Annotated in this window: 15 protein-coding genes; 7 read left to right on the top strand and 8 right to left on the bottom strand. The window is 66.5% G+C overall.

All coding sequences use genetic code 11. From position 1 onward, the window contains the following. Positions 1-35 precede the first annotated feature (35 nt). A complete protein-coding gene (locus RPC_RS23180; protein WP_157043281.1) occupies positions 36-1,379 on the bottom strand; it encodes an agarase in 1,344 nt (447 codons plus the stop codon). Between the two features lie 258 nt (positions 1,380-1,637). Here RPC_RS23180 and glk point away from each other — a divergent pair, with 258 nt between their 5' ends. After that, positions 1,638-2,618, top strand: a complete 981-nt coding sequence (glk, locus tag RPC_RS23175; RefSeq protein ID WP_011475022.1) for a glucokinase — start codon at positions 1,638-1,640, stop codon at positions 2,616-2,618. A gap of 349 nt (positions 2,619-2,967) precedes the next feature. Here glk and RPC_RS23170 read toward each other — a convergent pair whose 3' ends face one another. The 3 genes from RPC_RS23170 to RPC_RS23160 form a co-directional block, all read right to left on the bottom strand. Next, positions 2,968-4,008 carry an IS110 family transposase gene (locus RPC_RS23170; RefSeq protein WP_011471442.1) on the bottom strand — a complete coding sequence of 347 codons (1,041 nt, stop codon included), beginning with the start codon at positions 4,006-4,008 and terminating at the stop codon, positions 2,968-2,970. Positions 4,009-4,199: 191 nt separating this feature from the next. Next, a complete protein-coding gene (xseA, locus tag RPC_RS23165) occupies positions 4,200-5,825 on the bottom strand; it encodes an exodeoxyribonuclease VII large subunit (protein ID WP_011475021.1) in 1,626 nt (541 codons plus the stop codon). A gap of 80 nt (positions 5,826-5,905) precedes the next feature. Further along, complete coding sequence (locus RPC_RS23160) at positions 5,906-6,370, bottom strand: SRPBCC family protein (protein ID WP_011475020.1); 465 nt, start codon at positions 6,368-6,370, stop codon at positions 5,906-5,908. A 149-nt stretch (positions 6,371-6,519) separates the two neighbouring features. Between RPC_RS23160 and purD the strand changes: the two genes are divergently transcribed. Then, a complete protein-coding gene (gene purD, locus RPC_RS23155; protein ID WP_011475019.1) occupies positions 6,520-7,803 on the top strand; it encodes a phosphoribosylamine--glycine ligase in 1,284 nt (427 codons plus the stop codon). A gap of 397 nt (positions 7,804-8,200) precedes the next feature. Here the strand turns inward: purD and RPC_RS23150 are convergent, their stop codons facing one another. After that, positions 8,201-9,139 (bottom strand): DMT family transporter, encoded by a 939-nt coding sequence (locus RPC_RS23150; protein ID WP_041802221.1) that lies wholly within the window; start codon positions 9,137-9,139, stop codon positions 8,201-8,203. Between RPC_RS23150 and RPC_RS23145 the strand changes: the two genes are divergently transcribed. Further along, positions 9,118-10,683 carry a PLP-dependent aminotransferase family protein gene (locus tag RPC_RS23145; RefSeq protein ID WP_415914765.1) on the top strand — a complete coding sequence of 522 codons (1,566 nt, stop codon included), beginning with the start codon at positions 9,118-9,120 and terminating at the stop codon, positions 10,681-10,683. The genes RPC_RS23150 and RPC_RS23145 overlap by 22 nt on opposite strands. A 237-nt stretch (positions 10,684-10,920) precedes the next feature. Here the strand turns inward: RPC_RS23145 and RPC_RS23140 are convergent, their stop codons facing one another. The 3 genes from RPC_RS23140 to RPC_RS23130 all read right to left on the bottom strand — a co-directional run bounded on the left by RPC_RS23140 (position 10,921) and on the right by RPC_RS23130 (position 16,194). Beyond that, positions 10,921-12,165 (bottom strand): efflux RND transporter periplasmic adaptor subunit, encoded by a 1,245-nt coding sequence (locus tag RPC_RS23140; RefSeq protein WP_011475016.1) that lies wholly within the window; start codon positions 12,163-12,165, stop codon positions 10,921-10,923. After that, positions 12,155-15,340, bottom strand: a complete 3,186-nt coding sequence (locus RPC_RS23135; RefSeq protein ID WP_011475015.1) for an efflux RND transporter permease subunit — start codon at positions 15,338-15,340, stop codon at positions 12,155-12,157. The genes RPC_RS23140 and RPC_RS23135 overlap by 11 nt, the downstream gene beginning before the upstream one ends. Before the next feature lie 200 nt (positions 15,341-15,540). Then, on the bottom strand, positions 15,541-16,194 hold the full coding sequence (locus tag RPC_RS23130; RefSeq protein WP_011475014.1) for a chemotaxis protein CheC: 654 nt from the start codon (positions 16,192-16,194) through the stop codon (positions 15,541-15,543). Between the two features lie 447 nt (positions 16,195-16,641). Between RPC_RS23130 and RPC_RS23125 the strand changes: the two genes are divergently transcribed. The 4 genes from RPC_RS23125 to RPC_RS23110 are packed head-to-tail and all read left to right on the top strand — an operon-like array spanning position 16,642 to position 21,868. After that, positions 16,642-18,573, top strand: coding sequence for a methyl-accepting chemotaxis protein (locus RPC_RS23125; RefSeq protein WP_415914764.1), 1,932 nt, complete (start codon positions 16,642-16,644; stop codon positions 18,571-18,573). Then, positions 18,566-20,161 carry a chemotaxis protein CheW gene (locus RPC_RS23120; RefSeq protein WP_011475012.1) on the top strand — a complete coding sequence of 532 codons (1,596 nt, stop codon included), beginning with the start codon at positions 18,566-18,568 and terminating at the stop codon, positions 20,159-20,161. Before RPC_RS23125 ends, RPC_RS23120 begins: the two co-directional genes overlap by 8 nt. Further along, positions 20,158-21,258 (top strand): chemotaxis-specific protein-glutamate methyltransferase CheB, encoded by a 1,101-nt coding sequence (gene cheB / locus RPC_RS23115; RefSeq protein WP_011475011.1) that lies wholly within the window; start codon positions 20,158-20,160, stop codon positions 21,256-21,258. The genes RPC_RS23120 and cheB overlap by 4 nt, the downstream gene beginning before the upstream one ends. Next, positions 21,245-21,868 (top strand): HEAT repeat domain-containing protein, encoded by a 624-nt coding sequence (locus RPC_RS23110; protein ID WP_011475010.1) that lies wholly within the window; start codon positions 21,245-21,247, stop codon positions 21,866-21,868. The genes cheB and RPC_RS23110 overlap by 14 nt, the downstream gene beginning before the upstream one ends. The last annotated feature ends 1 nt before the right edge of the window (position 21,869 follow it).

Raw genomic sequence — 21,869 nt, 5'->3', positions numbered from 1 at the left:
CGTCCTACGCCGCGGGTGACCCGCAGGCGGATCCGTCAAGCCGCCGGTCGCGCCGCCACGGCCTTGCGATGGATGCTCTCCGCCGCCGCATTCAACCGGCTCATCGATGCCGTGAGTTCCGGATAGACCTCGTCTTTGATCGTCACCGTGCCGTAATTGCAGTCCTCGCCGTCGAAGCGGCCTTCGGCCGGCTGATCGGCATGCTCGAACCAGTGGTAGCCGACCAGATTCGGCTTGATCAGCGCCGCGGCGACATAGCGCTCGAAGGCGTGGGCGCGGTCGGCCTGGGTGGCGACCCGCGGACCGCCGCCGCAACTGTTCGGCAGGCCTGCATCGTCGCCGCGAAACGAAAACTCCGTGATCAGGCAGGGCTTGCCGGTCACCGCATAGGCGTCGAGCAAGGCCGATGGGTCGAAGCCGTAGCAATTGAACGAAATCACGTCGAGATGGCGGCCGGCGGCGGCGACCACGCCGTCGTGCGGCAGCGCGCCGAGCCTTGCGCCGAGCACCAGATGGTTGGGATCGGCGGCCTTGATCGCCGCCGTGCAGAGTTCGAAATAGCGGTCGGCCACCACCGCGGCAAAGGCGTCGCAATCGGCGGCGAACGCCGCGCGCCGCGGGTTGCGGTTGGCCTCCGCTTCGAGCACGGCATAATCGCCGCCCGGCGCCGCGCGCACAAACGGCGCCGCGATGGTCTCGAGCGCATGCAGTGCCTCCCAGGACCGCACCGGCGTGTGCCAGATCACGTTGAAGTGGGCGAACTCGCCATAGTGCTGCTGCAGCGCGGTGATCGCGGTGACGCGGCCGGCGCGTCCGGGCGGAAAATTCAAGAACGTGGTCAGCAACTCGTCGTGGCCGCGCCAGTCAGGCGACCAGTACAGCTCGTTGTCGATGAAGGTGCCGAGCAATTCCGGAGCATTGCGGCGCGGCGTGCACAGGTCCTTGGCGCGTTGCCGGATGTGATTGTCGAATTCGGCGTCGAACACGTCGGGAAAGCGCTGGCCGTGACGATGCAGCCAGAACGAAGCGCCGAGGTCGACGATCGGCGCGGTGGCCAGCGGCAAGGCGCCTGCGCCGGCGACGATCTCATCCGACCAGCAGCCCAGCGTGTTGAAATCCCAGCCGGTCAATCGCTCCGCCGCCGCGCGACGCCATTCGTTGCGGCTGCCGTATTTCGCCAGGCAGGCCTCGGCATAGGGCGTCCGATCGGTGCCGCGAATCTGATCCGGAGCGAACTGGACGTTGTTGACGCCCTTGGACAGAAACCGGCCGCCATCGGGATCGACGAACCAGAATACGCCATCGTCCTGCTCCACCCGAAAGAAGCCGCTGGGTTCGAAACAGCCATCGGCAAGGCCGCCCCATTTGGTTCGTCGCACCCATCTATCTCCTTGTTCACAGCGCATCTTCGCAGTCGCGGTCGGCAAGATCTTTGATATAACACAACACCTTATTGGGTCCGCGGGACTATCGAGAAGCTCCGCATTGGAACAGCCGGAGGACGACAGATTGGCGGTATCGATCCCTGAGGCGACAACCACCGGGGCGTCATGCAACCGGCTCTCCCGGAGCGCGCTGAAGCAGGATACTCCGAAAACCTCATGCTGCGGCGAGGCTTTCAAGGCGGCGCGGCAGGGATGACGGCACAGCTGCAAGCCGCTGGCCAGCCGGTGCTGCTGGCCGACATCGGCGGCACCAATGCGCGGTTCGCGCTGCTGCGCGGCGGCGCGATCGGTGCCGTCATGCATCTGGTGGTCAGCGATTATCCGAGTTTTGCCGAGGCCATGGCGGCCTATCTGCGCAAGCAGTCGGATCTCGGCACGATCGGTGCCGCGCATCTCGCGGTCGCCGGCACGGTGGAGAACGGCCGCTGCGTGATGACCAATTCGCCATGGGTGATCGACGCCGCCGAACTCAGCGCGGCGTTCGCGATTCCTGCGGTGCGGGTGATCAACGATTTCGCGGCGGTGGGATGGTCGCTGTCGGCGATCCCTAAGGCGCGGCTGCGCCAGCTTGGCGGTGGCCACCCGGTCCCGGGCGCGCCGTTGTTCGCGCTGGGCCCCGGCACCGGGCTAGGCATGACCACCAACGTGCCGCTGCCGCACGGCCGCGCGGTGCTGCCGAGTGAAGGCGGCCATGCCACGCTCGCCGGCGTCAATCCGCGTGAGGATGCGGTGATCGGCGTGCTGCGGCGCAAGTTCGGTCACGTCTCCGCCGAGCGCGCGCTGTCCGGCAGCGGGCTGGAAAATCTCTACGACGCGCTGGTGTCGCTCGATGGTCTTTCGCTGCCGCCGCGCGCCGCGCCGCAGATCACCAAGGCCGGGGTCGAAGGTTCGTGCGCGACCTGCCGCGAAGCGGTCGACATGTTCTGCGCGCTGCTCGGCAGCGTCGCCGGCAATCTGGCGCTGGTGCTCGGCGCCAAGGGCGGCATCTATGTCGCCGGCGGCATCATCCATCACATGATGGAGCACCTGGCGGGGTCGCAATTCCGCGCCCGGTTCGAGGACAAGGGCCGATTTCGCAGCTACCTCGCGGCGATCCCGGTCTATCTGGTGCTGGAAGAGGACGTCGCTTTCATCGGGCTGAAGCAGTTCACCGAGGTGGTGGGGGTGGGCTAGACTCGCACGGTCGTGCTGTTCGCGCGCAACCGAATACGACGCTGTCATTCCGGATTGCGAGTTCGCAAGAACGAGCAAGTCCGGAATCCATATGTGGACGGCCCCCGAGCCACAAGAGTTTTTGATGTCGGATCGGATCGCTTGCATCCATATGTCCGGCCTGTTGATGCGGTCGCTTTGGACCGCTGGCCAAGATGGTTTCCGCGACGCGAGCTCCACACATAGTCACGACCTTTACGTGCCAATGGATTCCACGGACTGTCTCGCCTCTCGGATCGATCGATCGCGCCATCTGTCTCCTCTTGCAGCTCCGGCCCGGCCGGCGGGCGAATGCCTGCCGGCCGATCTCTCAGGCGGCGTGCGGCGATGCGTTCAGCATCCGCGCGCCGTCGTAATTTTCTCCGGTCAGCATCAGCTTCCAGGCGATCCGGGCGATCTTGTTGGCGAGCGCTACCGCCGCGAGCTTGGGCGGCTTGCGCGCCAGCAGCGCCAGCAACCACGGCGACGCCCGGCCGCGGCCACGGCGCACCTGCTGGATCACCGCGGTCGCTCCCGCCACCAACAGGCTGCGTAGCAGTTCATCGCCGGCGCGGGTGATGGTGCCGAGCCGAAGCTTGCCGGCGGTGGAATGATCCTTCGGCGTCAAGCCGAGCCAGGCCGCAAAGGCCCTGGCCGAGGCGAAGGTCTGCGGCACCGGCGTTTTCATCACCAGCGCACTGGCGCCGATCGGTCCTACTCCGGGAATCTGCGCCAGCCGCCGGCTGCAGGCGTCGGCGCGATGCCAGGCCAACAGCTTGGCGTCGATCACCTTCAGCTCATTCTGCAGTCGCGCGTAGTCCTGGCCCTGCAGCGCGAACAGCTCGCGCGCCAGCGTCGGCACGGTGTCGTCCTGCGCGATCCGCAACAGCAGCGGCTCGATCTTGTCGAGACCTCTCGGCGAGATCAGGCCGAATTCCGCGGCATAACCGCGAATCGCATTGCTCAGCTGGGTACGCCTTGCGATCAGCTGCTGCCGCAGTCCCATCAGCATCAGCGCCGCCTGCTGCTCCGCGGTCTTCACCGGCACGAACTCCATCGTCGGCCGGCTCATCGCCTCGCACAACGCCTCGGCGTCGCGCCCGTCGTTCTTGTTGCGCTTGACGTAAGGCTTGACGTGCTGCGGCGCCAACAGCTTCACCACGTGGCCGAGTTTGCCCAGCTCCCGCGCCAGGTAGTGCGCCGCACCGCAGGCCTCGATCCCGATCGGCGTCGGCGGCAGCTTGGCGAAGAACGCCAGCATCTCCTTGCGCCGCAGCTTCTTGCGCAGCACCGGCTTCTCGGCGGCATCGACCCCGTGCAGCTGGAAAAAATGCTTCGACGTATCCATCCCAATGCGGATAATCTGCTCCATGGACGGCTCCCATGTTTGAGTTTGCGACAACCTCATTCTGGCACAAAGCGATGCCGTAGGGGGCCGTCCACACCATCATAACCCCTGCGGTGGTTATGGATTCCGGGCTCACTCGCAGCTTACGCTGCTCGTGCCCCGGAATGACGGCCTCTTAATTGTGAGGCACTCCGACCCGACGATAGATCCCGTCTCTAAAACAAACTGCCCTGATCGACCGATTTCGACACTCGCTTCGCCGTCGTCGTGCTGGCCGGCTTCGCCGTCGCCGGCTTTGCCGCGGGCTTACTACGCGGCGCAGCCGCGCTCTCGCCATCCGCGGTGGCGCCGATCCGGCCGTCGGCAAACTCCAGGCTGAGCCTCGCGCCGGGATCGATTGCCGCCGCGGCATGCACCGCCAGCCCCTGCGCATCGCGCACCAGCGCGAAGCCGCGTGCCAGCACGCCGCGATACGACAGCGCACCAAGCAACTGTCCGCACGACGCCACCCGGGCCTGCTGGCGCTGCAACGCAATCAGCAGCGCGCGGCGTGCCCGCTCGGCGAGCCGCTGCGTGCGTTCGCGGTCGCGCGCCAAGGCTTTGCGCTGCGCCTGCACATTGGCCAGCTTCGACGCCTTGAAGCGGGCATCGAGCGCCGCGAACCGATCGCGGCGATGCCGCAGCCCGGCCCGCGCGCAATGCTTCAGCCGTTCGCCATTGACGGCGAGCCGCTGCGTGGCGTGCGCGACCTGGGCGCGCAACACCTTCAGCGTCAGCCCGGCGCAGGCGGTTGCGAAGCGGCGGTGATGCGCATGGCTGTTGGCGCGCAACGCGCGTGGCAGCGCCGCCGCCGCTCCATCAAGACGCTGTCGCGGAATGGCCAGCAGTGCCGCGGCCGACGGCAGCGCCCTTGTGGCGGCGCGCAGCTCGCTGCGGCGCCGCTCCTGGCCGCGCTGGAAACAAAGCATGGCGCGGTGGCCGAGCTGGCCGACCTCGACGAACAATTCGGCGCGCACCGGCACCGCCATTTCGGCCGCCGCGGTCGGCGTCGGCGCGCGCTTGTCGGCGGCGAAATCGATCAGCGTGATGTCGGTCTCGTGGCCGACAGCCGAAATCAGCGGGATCATGCTGTCGGCGGCGGCGCGGACCACGATCTCCTCGTTGAACGACCACAGATCCTCCAGCGAGCCGCCGCCGCGCGCCACGATCAACAGATCGGGCCGCGGGATCGATCCGCCTTCCGGCAGCGCGTTGAAGCCGTGGATCGCGGCGGCGATTTGTTCGGCCGAGCCGTCGCCCTGCACCTTGACCGGCCACACCAGCACGCGGCGCGGGAAGCGGTCCTGCAACCGATGCAAAATGTCGCGGATCACCGCGCCGGTCGGCGAGGTGACGACGCCGATCACCTCCGGCAGATACGGCAACAGCTGCTTGCGGGCCTCGTCGAACAGCCCTTCGGCGCCGAGCTTGCGCTTGCGCTCTTCCATCAAGGCCATCAGCGCGCCGATCCCGGCGGGCTCGATGGCTTCGATCACGATCTGATATTTCGACGAGCCGGGATAGGTGGTCAGCTTGCCGGTGGCGATGACCTCGAGGCCTTCCTGCGGCTTGAAACGCATCCGGCCATGCACGCCCTTCCAGATCACCGCCTCGATCTTGGCGCCTTCATCCTTCAGCGCGAAATAGCAGTGTCCGGAGGAATGCGGGCCGCGAAACCCGGAAATCTCGCCGCGCACCCGGACATGACCGTAGGCGTCCTCGACCGTCCGCTTCAGCGCGGAGGAGAGTTCGGTGACGGTGAATTCCGGCGAGTTCGGCAGCGCGGCTGTCGTTGGCGGCATCGAATCTGATCTCTGGTGTGGACCAAAGGTAAGGACTTCGGCGGCCAACGCCAAACGGCAATTTCGCGGCGCTTGAGTTCTCAGGCTTTCTCGGTCTGGGCGCCGAACAGTTCCAAAAAGCTGCTCCAGCCGCCGTCCATCGGCGCGCGCATGAAATGCGCGTTGGCGCCGTAGTTTTCCAGCAGCCGATGTTCGAACTCGATTCTCGTTTGCTTGGCGCCGACCGGCACGAAGCGGACGTCGACCTCGGTGACCAGGGCGTCGTCGTGCTTCCAGTCGCCGTTGATTTCCCAGGTCATCACCAGATGCTGCGGCGGCTCCCACACCAGCACCCGGCCCCAGAGATGTTCGGTGCCGTCGGTCGAGCGCTCGAACCAGCGGCCGCCGGCCTTCGGCTCGATGATCGCGGTTTCCGCCGGCTTGTCGCCGACGTGATGGGTCTCGAGCGGCCACCAGGCGCCGTGCTGCTCGGTGAACACCCGGAACGCGCGGTCGGGTGGGGTGTCGACGACAATCTGCTTGCGGATCGGTTCGATGCTGGTCACGGGAGCCTCGTTACGCCCAGAATACTCTCGCCGTCGGTTAAGTCAGCCCCAACGTTAAGTCAAACCGGACCAATGGGCCAGAACCGGGCTTGAGCGGCCCGATCAGGGGCCTTAAACAAGCGATCTTTGCGGGCCAGGATTCTCACAGCGTGAACATTCTCCTTCTCGGTTCCGGCGGGCGCGAACACGCGCTGGCCTGGAAAATCGCGGCGTCGCATCTTGTGGCAAACTTGTGGTGCGCGCCGGGCAATGCCGGCATCGCCAAAATCGCCGAATGCGCAGCGCTCGACCTTGCCGACCACGCCGCGGTGATCGGATTTTGCCAGGCGAACGGCGTGGATTTCGTCGTGGTCGGCCCGGAGGCGCCGCTCGCCGCCGGCATCGTCGACGATCTGGCTGCCGCCGGCATCAAGGCGTTCGGTCCGAGCAAGGCCGCGGCGCGGCTCGAGGGGTCCAAGAGCTTCACCAAGCAAATCTGCGCCGCGCAAAATATCCCGACCGCGGCCTATGGCCATTTCCGCGACATCTTGGCTGCGAAAGCGCATCTCGCCGCCCACGGCGCGCCGATCGTGATCAAGGCCGATGGGCTGGCCGCCGGCAAGGGCGTGGTGGTGGCGATGACGCTTGCCGAGGCGGAAGCCGCGCTCGAGATGATGTTCGAGGGCGGATTCGGCCAAGCCGGCGCCGAGGTGGTGATCGAGGAATTCATGCAGGGCGAGGAGGCCTCGTTCTTCGTGTTGTGCGACGGCGCGCACGCGCTGCCGCTCGCCGCGGCGCAGGACCACAAGCGCGCCTACGATGGCGACCAGGGGCCGAACACCGGCGGCATGGGCGCCTATTCGCCGGCGCCGGTGATGGACGAGGCGATGATCGCCCGCACCATGGACGAGATCATCAATCCGACGTTGCGGGAAATGGCCGCGCGCGGCACGCCGTATAAAGGCGTGCTGTTCGCAGGCTTGATGATCACCGCGCAAGGCCCGAAGCTGATCGAATACAATGTGCGGTTCGGCGATCCGGAATGCCAGGTGTTGATGCTGCGGCTCGCCTCCGACCTGGTGCCGGCGCTGCTGGCGTCCTGCGACGGCGGGCTCGATCGCATCGCACTGAATTGGAGCGCCGATCCGGCGCTCACCGTGGTGATGGCGGCCAACGGTTATCCCGGCGACTATGCCAAGGGCAGCGTGATCGAAGGGCTCGATGACGCCGCGCAAGTCGAAGGCGTGCAGATCTTCCACGCCGGCACCAAGGCCGATGGCGAAAAAATTCTCGCCAATGGCGGGAGGGTGCTCAACGTCACCGCGTCGGGCAAGACGGTGGCCGAGGCGCAACGCCGCGCCTATGCGGCGGTCGATTTGATCCGCTGGCCGCAGGGGTTCTGCCGCCGCGACATCGGCTGGCAGGCGATCCGGCGCGAGCAGGCGGAGGATTGAACCGGGCGGCGCAGCTACGCGCGGCGCATCCTTCGAGACACCCGGCTTCGCTACGCTACGCCGGGTTCCTCAGGATGACGGCGATTGCGGAGCGGGCGCCGGATAGCTGCTGCGGATAGATCGCTGCGATACCCCGCGCCGTCATCCTGAGGTGCGAGCCGAGCCACGGCAGGGGCGCTACGCTGTAGGCGAAGGCGAGCCTCGAAGGATGACGCCGCAAGGCCGAGCGTCGAACGTTGCGGCGTTCCCCTGCATTAGCTAGCAAACGCCACCAGCCATGCGATCAGCACAGCGCCTCGGAGCCGCCGATTCATAGAATTGACTCCCGGTCTCGGCGGCATAGCGGACGTGGCCGGCTTGTCGCCGATCAACGTCGGTCGCGAATGGCCCACAACGGTCATCGGTCGGATAGTCCCTCGCGGCTTGCCCGAGGCTGCATCTGCGTAGACTTGCCGCCGCTCACTGTGCCGAGCGCGATGCCGCCGATGATCAAGGCCATTGCTATGAAGAGCGATGGCTCAAGGGTCTCATTCAGGACGATGGCGGCGCTGACGATCCCAAGGACCGGCGTGGCAAGTAATCCTAGCGATGTGGTCACCGCTGGCAGGCTGCGATTGACCATCGACATTGCCCAATGGGCAAGCGCCGTACAGATGACCCCGCTATAGAGCAACAATCCGACGAGACGCTGGCTCCACTCGATGTGGGGCACCCCTTCGGTGGACATCGCAAGGATCGACAATACAATTGCTGCAATGAGCACCTGCCAGAACACGAGCTGGAACGGCGTCGAAATCCACTTGTGCGCCCTGACATAGACGATATTTGCGGCCCAGCAAAACGCCGCCGTGAGGATCAGGCTGCTTCCAAGCAGTGATTTGCGGTCGCCCCAATCCAGCGCTCTGGAATCGAATATCACCGCTAATCCGGCGAGGCCGATGGCAATGCCGATGGCGCGCCTCGTCGTGATAGCTTCTGACAAAAAGATCCGCGCGCCGACCGCAACCCAAATCGGCGTGGTGTAGCCGAGAACAATTGCTCGGCCGGCCGGCACGAACTGCAGACCCGCTGCGACCAAGGCAGAAAACGCCACCATATGCAGCAGTGCCGTGCAAAACACGACCGGAACATCTCCGCGTTTGGGAATTATGAAATTCCCTTGCGCCCAAAGCAGCGGCCCCAGGGTCGCCGCAGCAATCCCGCAGCGCAGCGCCGTCGACCAGACCGGCGACATGTCTTGCACGATCAGCTTCGTCACCGGCCAATTCGTTCCCCATGCCACGACAACGATCGCGAGGAGCGCAACTGCGCTGCGTGGTGATAGGCCTTGATGCATCTGGAAACTTCGGGTTCTGGAAGCACATTGATGGGTATTGCCTACGTCACCATCTGGATCTAACTAAAGATCCAAATCTTAAAAAATCGCAGAGCCAGTTGATGGGCGACCTTCTATCCGGTTTGATCAAATTGTCGCCGGACAGCGACGAGACATTGTTGCGACAGCTCACGCAACAATTGAGATCACTCATCACGAGCGGACGTTTGGCACCAGCTCAGCGCTTGCCTTCAAGTCGCGATCTGGCTCAATCACTGAGTGTCGGCCGCAACACAGTCTCGTTTGCGATAGAGCAGCTTGCAGCCGAGGGTTATTTGACGACTTCGCCTGGCCGACGGGCAGTCGTGTCAATTGGAGCCTCGCTTGATGCAAGGAAGCCGCAGCGAATAAAGACCGATCAGCGTACCGTGGAACTCAGGGTGTCGCCTTGGGCACGCAGTCTCCATAACGCGAGTTGGCCGCCAATCTATAGGGGGCGACCGCGCGCGTTTCAGCCGGGATTGGCTGACGAGCGGGAGTTTCCTCACGATATCTGGGCCCGCTGTCTGCGGCGTGCAGCCCGTAGCGCCCGTGTACGCGGAGACAGTTCCCACAACAGCGCCGCACTGCGGAAAGCATTGCAGCAGCATCTGGCGGAGCATAGGGGCGTCAAGGCGACACCTGACCAAATCATGATTGTGCCTTCCGCACAGGCGGGGATTGCGTTGATCGCCAAAGTGATGATCGGTACGGGCGATCTCGCCTGGATTGAAAGTCCAGGGTATGGCGGGGCGTTCGCCGCATTGCAAAGCGCCGGCGCTATCGTCGCTGGAGTGCCGCTCGATGAGTTTGGTATGGCTTTGGGCGAACGCAAGGACATTCCTCGCCTGATTTTTGTAACCCCGTCCCATCAGTACCCGACGGGACGGCTGATGCCTGCCGGTCGTCGGCTGGAGTTGCTCCGATTCGCAGCATCCGTTGGGGCTTCGATCGTCGAGGATGACTACGACAGCGAATTTCATTATGAGGCGCGCCCAGTGTCTGCATTACAGGGGATGGGTCTTTCGACAACAGTCCTTTACGTCGGCACGTTTTCGAAATCGATGTTTGCGGATATTCGGATTGGCTACATCATCGTTCCCGAAAGACTCATCGAGATATTCGAATTAGCGCAGCGCCATATGGGATTGTCGGCAGCGATACCGATGCAGGACGCGTTGGCCGAGTTCATTCGTAATGGAATGTACCTCGCTCACGTCCGAAAAATGACCCGCCTCTACAAGGAACGGCGCGACCAATTGCTGAAGGCCCTCGCATCCGAGACGGGCGATCGGCTGTCGATCGAGATCCCAGCGGGGGGGATGCAACTCTTGGCTCGATGTGGTGCTTTTGCGAGAGACGATCAGCTATCGGCGCGGCTTCTTGAAGCGGGAGTCGTCGCCCGCCCCTTGTCGAGCATGGTCTTTCACAAGACTAAGGCGCAGGGGCTCTTTCTCGGCTTCGCCGCGTGGAATGACGTCGAGATCGAGCGGGCTGCTCGCATCCTTGGCAGGATTGTCCGTTGATGGCACGAAACGTAAGTCCCGGAACGGAGGAGATATTTCTACTCGGTGGCGCCGTCAGCGCATCTAGGACCGTCTGGGTGCTCGCAGCCCATCCTTCGAGACACTCGGCTTCGCCCTGCGGGCTACGCCGGGTTCCTCAGGATGACGGTGATTGTGGAGCGGACGTTGGATTAAATTGGCAAATAGAGGCCAAAAGCCGAGCAGCGGCTCACGCCCCAAGTAGCAAGCCGCATCGCCTCACCCCTTGGAGTCCTGCTTCTCCGAGGCGGTGGCGGGCTTGGCTGACTTTGGCCCGGACACCACGCGCACCGGGTCGCCGTCGTTGATGCCGTCCGGCGGCGCGGTGATGATGCGATCCTCAGAAGCCAGCCCCGAGGCGATCTCGATGTCGCGGCCGAGATCGCGGGCGATCGCCACTTTCTTGAACAGTACCCGGTCGTCGGGGCCGACGGTGGCGACCCGCAGGCCGTTGCGGCCGAACACCAGGGCGCTCGCCGGAATGTGCAGCGGCGCGCCGTCGTGCGACAGGTTGAGCCGCACATTGGCATAGCCGCCCGGCATCAACTCGCCGCGGGAATTGTCCAGCGCCAATTGCATCCGCGTGGTGCCGGAGCCGACATCGACGGCCTGCGAAGAGGCTTCCAGCGTCGCGGTGAAGGCGCGGTTGGGATAGTCCGGCAGCGTCAGCTCGGCCTTGGCGCCGATCTTGATCGCCGGCACGTAGCTCTGCGGTACGTTGACATAGACCCTGAGCTTGGTGATGTCGGACACCACGAACATCGCGGGGCCAGTGCCGGCGCCGCCGGAGATCAGCGCGCCGACGTCGGTGTTGCGCTCGGTGATCACGCCGTCGAACGGCACGGTGATGTTCTTGTAGCCGGCCAACGCCTCCAGCCGTTCGACATTGGCCTGGCCGGAATTCACCGCCGCCTTCTTGTTGGCGAGGTCGGCGGTGCGCTCGTCGATTTCCTGCGCCGAGACGAAGTTCGACGCCACCAGCGTCTTGCGGCGGTTCAAGGTGGCTTCGGAGAGCCGCGCGGAAGCTTGCTGGCTGGCGAGATCGGCGCGGGCCTGCAGCAATTGCTGATCGAGATCCGGCGCCTCGATCTCGGCGATCACCTGGCCGGCCTTCACTTTGGCGCCGATATCGGCGCTCCAGCTTTTCAGATAGCCCGAAACCCGGGCGAAGATCGGGGCGCGCGAATACGCCTCCAGCCGGCCGGGCAAATCGAGCGTGGCGGTGAGCAGCTTGGCGTCCGGCAACGCCACCGCGACGCTGGGGATCGCCTGGGCGTCGGTCCAATCGCGCAACTCGGCGTTGCTCTTGTCGCGCGCCATGATCCCGGTGACCACGATCACCGCGGCGACGCTCACCCCGAGCAGCCCGGCGAGGCCGAGCTTGCGGCGCGACACCCGCGGCGGCGGCGCGTCCGGCTCGGGCGCGATCAGCTCCGGCTCGCGCGGCTCGGGCTCAATGGACATGCGACATCTCCGGCGAGGACTGCGGCGCGGTGGCGGGTTGTTTGTTGTGGACCATGCTGAACAGCACCGGGACGAACATCAGCGTGGCGATGGTGGCGAAGATCAGTCCGCCGATCACGGCGCGGCCGAGCGGCGCGTTCTGCTCGCCGCCTTCGCCGAGACCCAGCGCCATCGGCGCCATGCCGATGATCATCGCCAGCGCGGTCATGATCACCGGGCGGAAGCGCACGAAGCCGGCTTCCAGCGCCGCCTTGATCGGATCGCCGAGCACGGCGTAGCGTTCGCGCGCGAACGAGATCACCAGCACGCTGTTGGCGGTGGCGACGCCCATGCACATGATGGCGCCGGTCAACGCCGGCACCGACATGGTGGTCTTGGTGGTGAACAGCATCCAGACGATGCCGGCGAGCGCCGCCGGCAGGGCGGCGATGATCACGAACGGATCGGCCCAGGACTGGAAGTTGACCACGATCAACAGATAGATCAGCACGATCGCGGCGAGTAGCCCGAACAGCAGCCCGGCGAAGGCGCTGTTCATGGTCTGCACCTGGCCGAGCAGCACCACCGAAGAGCCCTTCGGCACCTCCTTGGCGGTCTCGTCGATCAGTTTGCGGATGTCGGCCGCCACCGCGCCGAGGTCGCGGCCTTGCGGCGTGGCGAAAATCTGCACCATCGACTGGATGTCGTATTGCGAGACCACGGCGTTGCCGGCGCCGCGGGTGATGTCGGCAATGCCGCCGAGGATCGCCTGCGACGTGGAATTCACCGCGGTGATCGGCAGGGTCTGCAGCGCGCCCAGCGAATCCATCTGATATTGCGGCGTCTGCATCACGACCGAATACGACACGCCGTTGTCGGGGTTGAGATAATAGGTCGGCGCCACCTGCGAGGATCCCGCCAGATTCACCACCAGGCTGTTGGTGACGTCGCGCGCGGTGACGCCGACATATTGCGCGCGGGTGCGGTCGACGTCGATGTTGAAGGCCGGGCTGTTCGGCGATTGCTGGATCCGCGCATCGGCGACGCCGGGGATGCGGCGGACCTTGGCGAGCAGCCGGTTGGCGTAGGTGAAGTTCTCCGCCAGATTGGCGCCGCGGATCTGCAGGTCGATCGGCGCCGGCGCGCCGAAATTCAGGATCTGGCTGACGATGTCGGCCGGCAGAAACGCGAAGCTGACGCCGGGAAACAGCCGCGGCAACTGCTCGCGCAGCGCCTGCACGTAGTGTTCGGTTGGCCGGTGGCCTTCCTTCAGCTTGATCTGGATGTCGGCGTCCTGGGTGCCGATCACCCCGGTGTTGTTGTAGGTCAGATTGATGCCGGAGATCGGCATGCCGATATTGTCGGCCACGGTCTCGATTTCTTGCGGCGGGATGATCTTGCGGATCGCCTTCTGCACCTCGGCGAACTGATTGGCGCTCTCCTCGATCCTGGTGCCGACCTGGGTGCGGGCGTGCAGCAGGATCTGGCCGGCGTCGACCGCCGGGAAGAAGTTGCGGCCGAGATACGGCACCAGCGCGAAGGAAATCCCGACGAAGCAGAGGAAGCCGATCACAAACACTGGCCGCCGCGCCATCGCCAGCGTCAGCAATTCGCTGTAGCCCCAGCGGATCCGCGCGAACACCGCCTCGAAGCCGTGCTGGAACGCGACCAAAGGATTGCGCGAGCGGCGCTTGCCGGCCGGCGAATGCTCTTCGTGCGGATGCAGCAGATATTTCGCCATCGTCGGCACCAGCGTGCGCGACAACAGGAACGACCAGGCCATCGCGAACATCACCGCCTCGGCCATCGGCACGAACAGGAAGCGGGCGATGCCCTGCAGGAAGAACATCGGCACGAACACGATGCAGATGCACAGCAGCGACACGAAGGCCGGCGTCACGATCTGGTTGGCGCCGTCCATGATCGCGGTCTCGACGTCCTTGCCCTGCTCCAGATGCCAGTTGATGTTCTCGATCGTCACGGTGGCGTCGTCGACCAGGATGCCGACCGCGAGCGCCAAGCCGCCCAGCGTCATGATGTTCAGGGTTTCGCCGATCAGCGACAGCATCACGATGGCGCCGAGCACCGACAGCGGGATCGACACCGCGATGATCACGGTGGAACGCCAGCTGCCGAGGAACAACAGGATCATCACGCTGGTCAGCAATGCTGCGATGATGCCCTCATAGGCGACGCCGGTGATGGCGCCGCGCACGAACACCGACTGGTCGCCGATGAAGTTGATCTTCAAGGCGTCGGGCAGCGACGCCTTGACGTCGATCACCTTCTGCTTGATGCCGGAGATGATATCCAGCGTCGACACCGCGCCGGCCTTCAGCACCATCATCAGCACCGAGCGGTTGCCGTCGACATGGACGATGTTGGTCTGCGGCGGGTTGCCATCGCGGACCTGGGCGACGTCGCGGACATAGACCATCGCGCCGTTCACGGTCTTGATCGGCAGGTCGCCGAGCTCTTCCATCTTCAACGGCGAGTTGTTGAGGTTGATGGTGTATTCGAAGCCGCCGATTTTCTGGGTGCCGACCGGGGTGATCAGGTTCTGCGCCGCCAGCGCGTTGGCGACGTCCTGCCCGGACAGACCGCGGGCCTGCAAAGCCTGCGAGTTGAGGTCGATCTGCACCTGGCGCTGCTTGCCGCCGAACGGATAGGGGATCGCCGCGCCCGGCACCGTCACCAGCGGGGTGCGCAACTGGTTGATGCCGATGTCGGCGAGGTTCTGCTCGGTCAGCCCGTCGCCGGACAGCGCCAGCTGGATGATCGGCACGGTGGAGGCCGAGTAGTTCAGGATCAACGGCGGCGTGGCGCCTGCCGGCATCTGCTTCAACAGGGTCTGCGAGATCGCTGTGACCTGGGCGTTGGCAGTGCGGATGTCGACATTGGGCTGGAAGAAGATCTTGACGATGCCGAAGCCAGCATAGGAATTCGCCGCGATGTGCTCGATGTCGTTGACCGTGGTGGTCAGCGCGCGCTGGAACGGCGTGGTGATGCGGCCGGACATCTGGTCCGCCGGCAGGCCAGTATATTGCCAGATCACCCCGATCACCGGAATGCGGATTTCCGGGAAGATGTCGGTCGGAGTTCGCAGCGCGGCGAGCGGCCCGACGATCAACAGCAGCAGGGCCAGCACCACGAACGTGTACGGTCGGCTCAACGCAATGCGAACCAACGCGATCATGGAATAGGGTTTCCTCCGGCAACGATTCGAGAGCAGCCGATTGCAGCAGCCAACGGATCGCCGCCTGCCATGGTCTTGGCAACAGCCAGCCCGCGGTGCACGCCACGGATGACACGGTCGGTTCTAGCCGTTGTTGCACTGCAATTGAAGCGCTGCCGCCATCACCTGTGTGTGACAGTGCGGGTTACAAAAAATTAACCTCACCGACGTCGTTCATTGGCGCCGGCGCTCTGGGCGATGTTGCTAACGAAATCGCCGATCAGCACGCGCAACTCGCCGAACGACGGGATGTCCATCACCAGCGCGACATAGCCGCTGATCGGCTTGTGGCTGATCTCGAAATTGATGTGGAGGAACAGGATCAGGCTATCCGGTCGGCCGGGACTGTCGAACATCTGTCGGCCGTCGCCGCGCACCACCACCGGCAGCGACATCCGCAGCGCGCGTTTCAATATGTTGGCGATCGTCGCCACCCAACTGTTGAGGATGATGTTGCCGGTCTCGGCGAGCGCTTCGTCCTCGAGATCGACGATGTCTTCCAGCGTCATCTTCGGTCCGACCACCGCGCGAACCAGTTCGAGGCTGTTGGCCTCGGAAAAGATCAGCAGCGCACGGCCGGAAAACGCGCCGCTGAAATCCTGCCGCACCGCGACCAGGCTGGCGCGCTCCGGCATGGCGACGATTTTGGCCGCGGCCGCCTGGGTCAGCACCTCCACCGCCGGCACCGACAGCAGCACCTGATGCTGCACCATCTGCCGCAGACTGGAGGCGGCGCGGGCCATGGCGATGTTGGACAGTTCGGCGAGCGCATCGCGCTCGAGGTCGGTCAGCGGATTGAAGTCGTCGCTCGCCATCGACGTGATCTTTCCGAGTCGTGGATCTTTCCGAGTCGTGGTCTTCTGAGTCGTGGTCTTTCTGATCTGGCCGTGGCGGCGCCCCGGCAGTGACCGAGCCCCGCATCCGAGGCAGCGCCGCGACCGCTATCAGAGCGATTATTACTGCGGTCGTCCATGTCTTTGTGTCCGCGCACCCTTGCACGTCAATTCTTTATTGTGTCTTCTCTGCCGACGAAGTTTCGGCCTGTCAGCAAGGCCACCGCGGCCCTCGGCCGTGGTTTACTCGATGGGTACGTGTCGATGCGGAAGAACGGCAATGGCAGCAAGCGTCGGGGTCATGTCGGGGATGTGACGGGGCGGGGGCGGGCCAGGACGCCGGTCGGCGCGGGGAGCCTGGCCGCTGCCGGTGACCCTGCGACGCAGCCGTCCGCCCGGCCGGTGCCGTCGCCGGGGCCGAAATCGCTGATGAAAACCGCCGATCTCGCCACCAAGGGCGCGCCGCGGCGCGGCGCGGCGTCGCAAGTGGCCGACGTCGTCTCTGCCAAGACCCCCGCCGCGCGGCCGGGTGGACGCAAGCCGGCGCCCGCCGACACCGCCAGCCGTAAGCAGAAGATCGAGGAGCGCATCGCGGCCGCCAGCGAGGAGCTCGCCGGGGGCATCGTCGAGGCCACCTCGGCGGCGGAGGAATTGCGCCGCGCCATGGAGCAGATCGCCAGCGGCGCCGAGGAGGCGGCCAGCGCCTCGCAGGAGACCTTGGCGGTAGCGAATTCCGCCACCGCGGCGCTGCAGCAGGCCCGCGAGCGGGCCGACACCACCCGCCGCGGCACCGAGCGGCTGCAGAGCGTGCTCAGCGATGCATCCAGCCAGATCGCGCTGTGGGCCGGCAATATCAAGCATAATGGCGAGCGGCAGGCCGGCTCGGTGGCGGTGATCGAGCAGCTCAGCGAGCAGGCGGTCAGCATCGGCGACGTCACCAAGACCGTCGGCCACGTCTCCGACCAGACCAACCTATTGGCGCTCAACGCCGCGATCGAGGCGGCGCGGGCCGGCGACCATGGCCGCGGCTTCGCGGTGGTCGCCGACGAGGTGCGGGCGCTGGCCGAAACCTCGGAGAAGAGCGCGCTCGACGTGCAGGAGCTTGCCGGCCAGATCCACGAGCAGGTCAAGCTGATCGCCAGCATGATCAAGGGCGCCGCCGACGGCGCCGCCGCCGAAGCGCAACGCAGCCAGACCGTGATCCTGGCGCTCGGCGACCTGCGCAAGGAGGTCGGCACGCTGGCCGACAGCAGCCAGTCGATCGCCGCCGCGGCGGCGCAGGCCGAGACCTCGTCGCGCGAGGCGCAGAAGGGCGCCGAGATCATCGCCTCCGCGGCCGAAGAACAGGCGGCGGCCGCCGCCGAAGCGCTGCGTAGCGTCGAACAGCAGACCGCCGCGCTGGAGCAAAGCCACGTCGCCACCCAGGCGGTGGCGGCGCTTGCCAGCGAGGCGCTGTCGGGCACCGGCAAGGCGGCCGAACTCGCCTCCTCGGCGGAAGAACTGTCTACCGCGGTGCAGGAAATCTCCGGCGCCGCGGCGCAGATCATGATTGCGCTCGACGAGATCAGCCGCGGCGCCCAGCAGCAGGCCGCAGCGACCCAAGAGGCGAGCGCGGCGATGACCCAGATCGAGGCCACGGCGCTGGCCGCCAAGGCCCAGGCCGCGAACTCGCTGGAGCGCACGCTGCGGATGCGCGACATGCTGGGCGAAATCCGCACCACGATCGGCGAGCTGTCGAACGGGGTGGCGCGCTCGCTGCAGACCACCCGCAAGAGCCGCGAGATGATCGGCGGGCTGGAGAGCGTGAGCCGCCGCGTCGACAAGATCGTCGACGGCATCGGCATGGTGTCGATCCAGACCAACATGCTGGCGGTCAACGGTTCGATCGAAGCAGCGCGCGCCGGCGAATTCGGCCGCGGCTTCGCCGTGGTATCGCAGGACATCCGCAACCTGGCGCGGGATTCCGGCGACAATGCCGGCCGCATCAAGGATACGGTGCAGGCGATCCAGGATCAGATCAAGGCGGTGCGGGCCGAACTGGAGCAGATCGTCGCCGCCGCCGAAGCGGAAAACCAGAAGACCGCCGCGGTGCTGGCCGGCATCGGCGTGGTGGAGACCGACATGACCGAGGTCGCCGCCAGCACGCGGCAGATCGTCGCCAATGCCGAGGCCATCCTGTCGTCGATGCAGGAGGCTTCGCGCGGCGCCCAGCAGGTCGCCAGCGTCGCCGAACAGGCGGGCAGCGCCGCGGCGCAGGCGGCGTCGGCCGCCAAGCAACAGGCCCGCGGCGCCGAGGATCTGGCGGCGGCGATCGAGGAAATCGCTTCGCTCGCCGAAGACATCCAGCGCCAGCATGGCTAAGCGCGCGCAGCACGCCGCCGCCACCAGCAGCAGCGCCGCGCCGGCGGCCGCTCCGGCCGGCGATGCCGCGCGAGCGCCGAGCGCGTCGCATGTGGTGGTGTTCGGCGTCGCCGCGGAACGGCTCGGGCTGCGGCTCGAGCAGGTCGCCGAGATTATCCGCCCGCCGAAGCTGGCAAAGATGCCGATGGCGCCGCCGAGCCTGCTCGGCCTCGCCAATCTGCGCGGCACGGTGCTGCCGGTGCTGTCGTTGCGCCGGTTGCTCGGCTGGCCGGACGCATCCGCCGGCGACACCGCGCGCGTCATCGTGATCGATCGCGCCGCGCCGTTCGGGTTGTTGGTCGACCGCATCGATCGGCTGCTGCGGGTGGCCGACGACGCGATCGCGCAGGACGATGCCGGCGCCGGGCAGCTCGATCCCGGGCTGCTGGAGGGCGTGATCAAGGGCGGCGAAGGCCGCGACACCATCAAAGTCGTGCATCCCGATCGGCTGTTGCGCGATCAGTTCGCCCGGCTGAGTAGCGCCGGTCCGCGCGCGGCCGCCGGGGTCGCGGTGATCGCCGGCGCGGCGGGGCGCAACGAAGCGGCTCAGCACCGCCTGGCGCTGCTCAGCTTCGATCTCGGCGCGCAGGAATACGCGCTGCCGCTCGAGCGGGTGCTGGAAATCATCGCGCTGCCGCCGCATGTCTCCGAAGTGCCGCGCCCGGAAACCGCGGTGCTCGGCGTGGTGACGCTGCGCGACCGGCTGCTGCCTCTGGTGTCGCTGCGCACATTGCTCGGATTTCCCGACGATCTCGTTCGCGACGGCCGCGCCAAGGTGATCGTGCTGTCGCTCGGGCAGGGCGCGGTCGGCGTCGTGGTGGATCGCACCCGCGACATCCTGCGGGTCGATCCGGCGCTGATCGACCCGGCGCCGGCGCTGTTGACCCGCGGCGAGGGCGACGCCGAGATCGCCGCGATCTGCCGGCTCGACCATGGCCGGCGGCTGGTCGGGCTGCTCAGCGCCGACCGCCTGTTCCGCTCCGAACTGGTCAGTCGGGTGTTGTCGCAACAGCAGGAGCAGGGCAGTGTGGCGGGGCATCAAGCCGGCGGGGATGCGGTGGCCGACGAACAGTTCATTGTCTTCAGGCTGGGCGAGCAGGATTACGGCGTGCCGGTGGCGGCGATCGACGAGGTCGCGCGGGCGCCCGAGCGGGTGACGCGGCTGCCGAAGGCGCCGGCCTTCATCGACGGGGTGATGAATCTGCGCGGCCGGGTGATGCCGATCGTCGATCTGCGGCGGCGGTTCGAACTGGCGGCGAACCAGGCCAAGACCGCGCAGCGCGTCTTGGTGCTCGACAGCGGCGGCGGCAAGACCGGCTTCCTTGTCGACAGCGTGTCGGAACTCATCAGACTGCCGGCGCACGCCATCAGCGCCGCGCCGGAGGTCTCCGCCGACCAGGCCCGGCTGATCCACCGCGTCGCCAATCTCGAGGCGGACGGCCGCATCATCCTGTTGATCGATCCCGCGCAATTGCTGGATCGGGTCGAGGCCGACGTGCTGGCCAAATTCGCTCGCAGCAGGCCCGACGCAGCGTTGCCGGCATCGTGATCAGGCTGCTGATCGCCGACGATTCCGCTTTGGTGCGCAAACTGCTCGAAGGCGTCTTCCTGGAGGAAGGCGATTTCGAGATCCGCACCGCGCGCACCGGCCTCGAGGCGCTCGACATGGTGCGCGCCTTCGATCCGCATGTGGTGACGCTCGACGTGCAGATGCCCGGCATGGACGGGCTGACCTGCCTCGGTCGGATCATGCTCGAAGCGCCGCGCCCGGTGGTGATGATCTCCTCGCTCACCGAGCAGAACGCCGACGCCACGCTGTCGGCGATGGCGCTCGGCGCGGTCGACGTCATCGCCAAGCCCGGCGGCACGTTCTCGCTGGAACTCGACCGGCTGCGGCCGCTGCTGGTGGCGACGATCCGCAGCGCCGCGCAGGCCAAGATCCGCCCGACCCACCGGCTTGCCGACCGGATCCGGCATCAGTTCCGCGACGCCGCGTCGAGCCCGCGGGCCAAGGCGGCGCGGCGCGGCGCGGCGCGGCAGCGCGCCAAAGCGGAGCCGGCGCCCGGCCTGGTGCTGATCGGAACCTCGACCGGCGGGCCGGCGGCGCTCAATATTTTGTTGCCGCAGCTGCCGGCGGATTTCCCCTGGCCGGTGTTGATCGCCCAGCACCTGCCGGCGACCTTCACCGGCGCCTTCGCCAAGCGGCTCGACCGCGAATGCGCGTTGAACGTGGTCGAGGTCGACGTGCCGCGGCAGCTGGAGCCGGGGACGGTGTATATCGGCCGCGGCGACGCCGACGTCATCGTGGCGCCGCGGCCGTCCGGGCTGATCGCGCTGTCGGTGCCGGCGCGCCGCGACTATCCGTGGCATCCGAGCGTCGAGCGGATGGTCGATAGCGCGCTCGAGCATTATGACGGTAAGAGATTGCTGGGGGTGCTGATGACCGGAATGGGCGACGACGGCGCCACCGCGATGACCCGGCTGCAGGCGCTGGGCGGACGCACCATCGCCGAGGCGGAGTCCACCGCGGTGGTCTGGGGCATGCCCGGCGAATTGGTCAGGCAGGGCGGCGCCACGCTGGTGCTGCCGGTAGAGGAGATCGCCGCCGCGGTGATCGAATGGGGGAACGCCGATGCCGCTGATTAGACGCGACGATCCCAAGCCGGCCGCGGCGCGCCAGCCCGCCGCGGATCTCGCGGCGTTGACCGCAGCGCTCGGCGATCCCGATCCGGATCGCCGCTGGCAGGCGGCGCGCGGGCTCGGCAGCGACCCCGGCGCGGTGCCGCAGCTGGCGGCGGCGTTCGCCGCCGAGCAGGTGCCGCAGGTCCGCGAAGCCATCATGACGGCGTTGCTGCGGATCGGCGACGCCGGCGCGGTGGCGGCGCTGCTGCCGGCGCTGCGGGTGCAGGACGCCGCCTTGCGGGCGTCGGCGATCGAGGCGCTGCAGGCGATGCCGGAGGCGACCTTGCCGTTCATGACGGCGCTGCTCGCCGACGCCGATTCCGACGTGCGCATTCTGGCCACCGAACTGGTTCGCAACATGCCGGCCGAGACCGCCACCGCGCTGCTGAGCGATCTGTTGGCGCGCGAGCCGCATCCCAACGTCTGCGGCGCCGCGATCGACGTGCTGGCCGAAGTCGGCACGCCGGCGGCGATCCCGGCGCTGCAGGCCTGCGCCGCCCGGTTCGCCGACGTCGCGTTCCTGCGCTTCGCGGCGTCGGTGGCGATCGATCAGATTTCCGGCGCCGAGGGTTGAG

The organism is Rhodopseudomonas palustris BisB18 (assembly GCF_000013745.1).
Lineage (GTDB): Bacteria > Pseudomonadota > Alphaproteobacteria > Rhizobiales > Xanthobacteraceae > Rhodopseudomonas_A > Rhodopseudomonas_A palustris_F.
The sequence above is the reverse complement of the archived record's forward strand: the minus strand, read 5'-3'. Positions and strand labels throughout refer to the sequence as shown.

Excerpts from the sequence above, each read along its gene's own strand:
- glk (WP_011475022.1), top strand. The coding sequence starts at position 1,638 with ATGACGGCACAGCTGCAAGCCGCTGGCCAGCCGGTGCTGCTGGCCGAC.
- RPC_RS23170 (WP_011471442.1), bottom strand. The coding sequence starts at position 4,008 with ATGGAGCAGATTATCCGCATTGGGATGGATACGTCGAAGCATTTTTTC.
- xseA (WP_011475021.1), bottom strand. The coding sequence starts at position 5,825 with ATGCCGCCAACGACAGCCGCGCTGCCGAACTCGCCGGAATTCACCGTC.
- RPC_RS23150 (WP_041802221.1), bottom strand. The coding sequence starts at position 9,139 with ATGCATCAAGGCCTATCACCACGCAGCGCAGTTGCGCTCCTCGCGATC.
- RPC_RS23140 (WP_011475016.1), bottom strand. The coding sequence starts at position 12,165 with ATGTCCATTGAGCCCGAGCCGCGCGAGCCGGAGCTGATCGCGCCCGAG.
- RPC_RS23135 (WP_011475015.1), bottom strand. The coding sequence starts at position 15,340 with ATGATCGCGTTGGTTCGCATTGCGTTGAGCCGACCGTACACGTTCGTG.
- RPC_RS23130 (WP_011475014.1), bottom strand. The coding sequence starts at position 16,194 with ATGGCGAGCGACGACTTCAATCCGCTGACCGACCTCGAGCGCGATGCG.
- RPC_RS23125 (WP_415914764.1), top strand. The coding sequence starts at position 16,642 with ATGAAAACCGCCGATCTCGCCACCAAGGGCGCGCCGCGGCGCGGCGCG.
- RPC_RS23120 (WP_011475012.1), top strand. The coding sequence starts at position 18,566 with ATGGCTAAGCGCGCGCAGCACGCCGCCGCCACCAGCAGCAGCGCCGCG.
- RPC_RS23110 (WP_011475010.1), top strand. The coding sequence starts at position 21,245 with ATGCCGCTGATTAGACGCGACGATCCCAAGCCGGCCGCGGCGCGCCAG.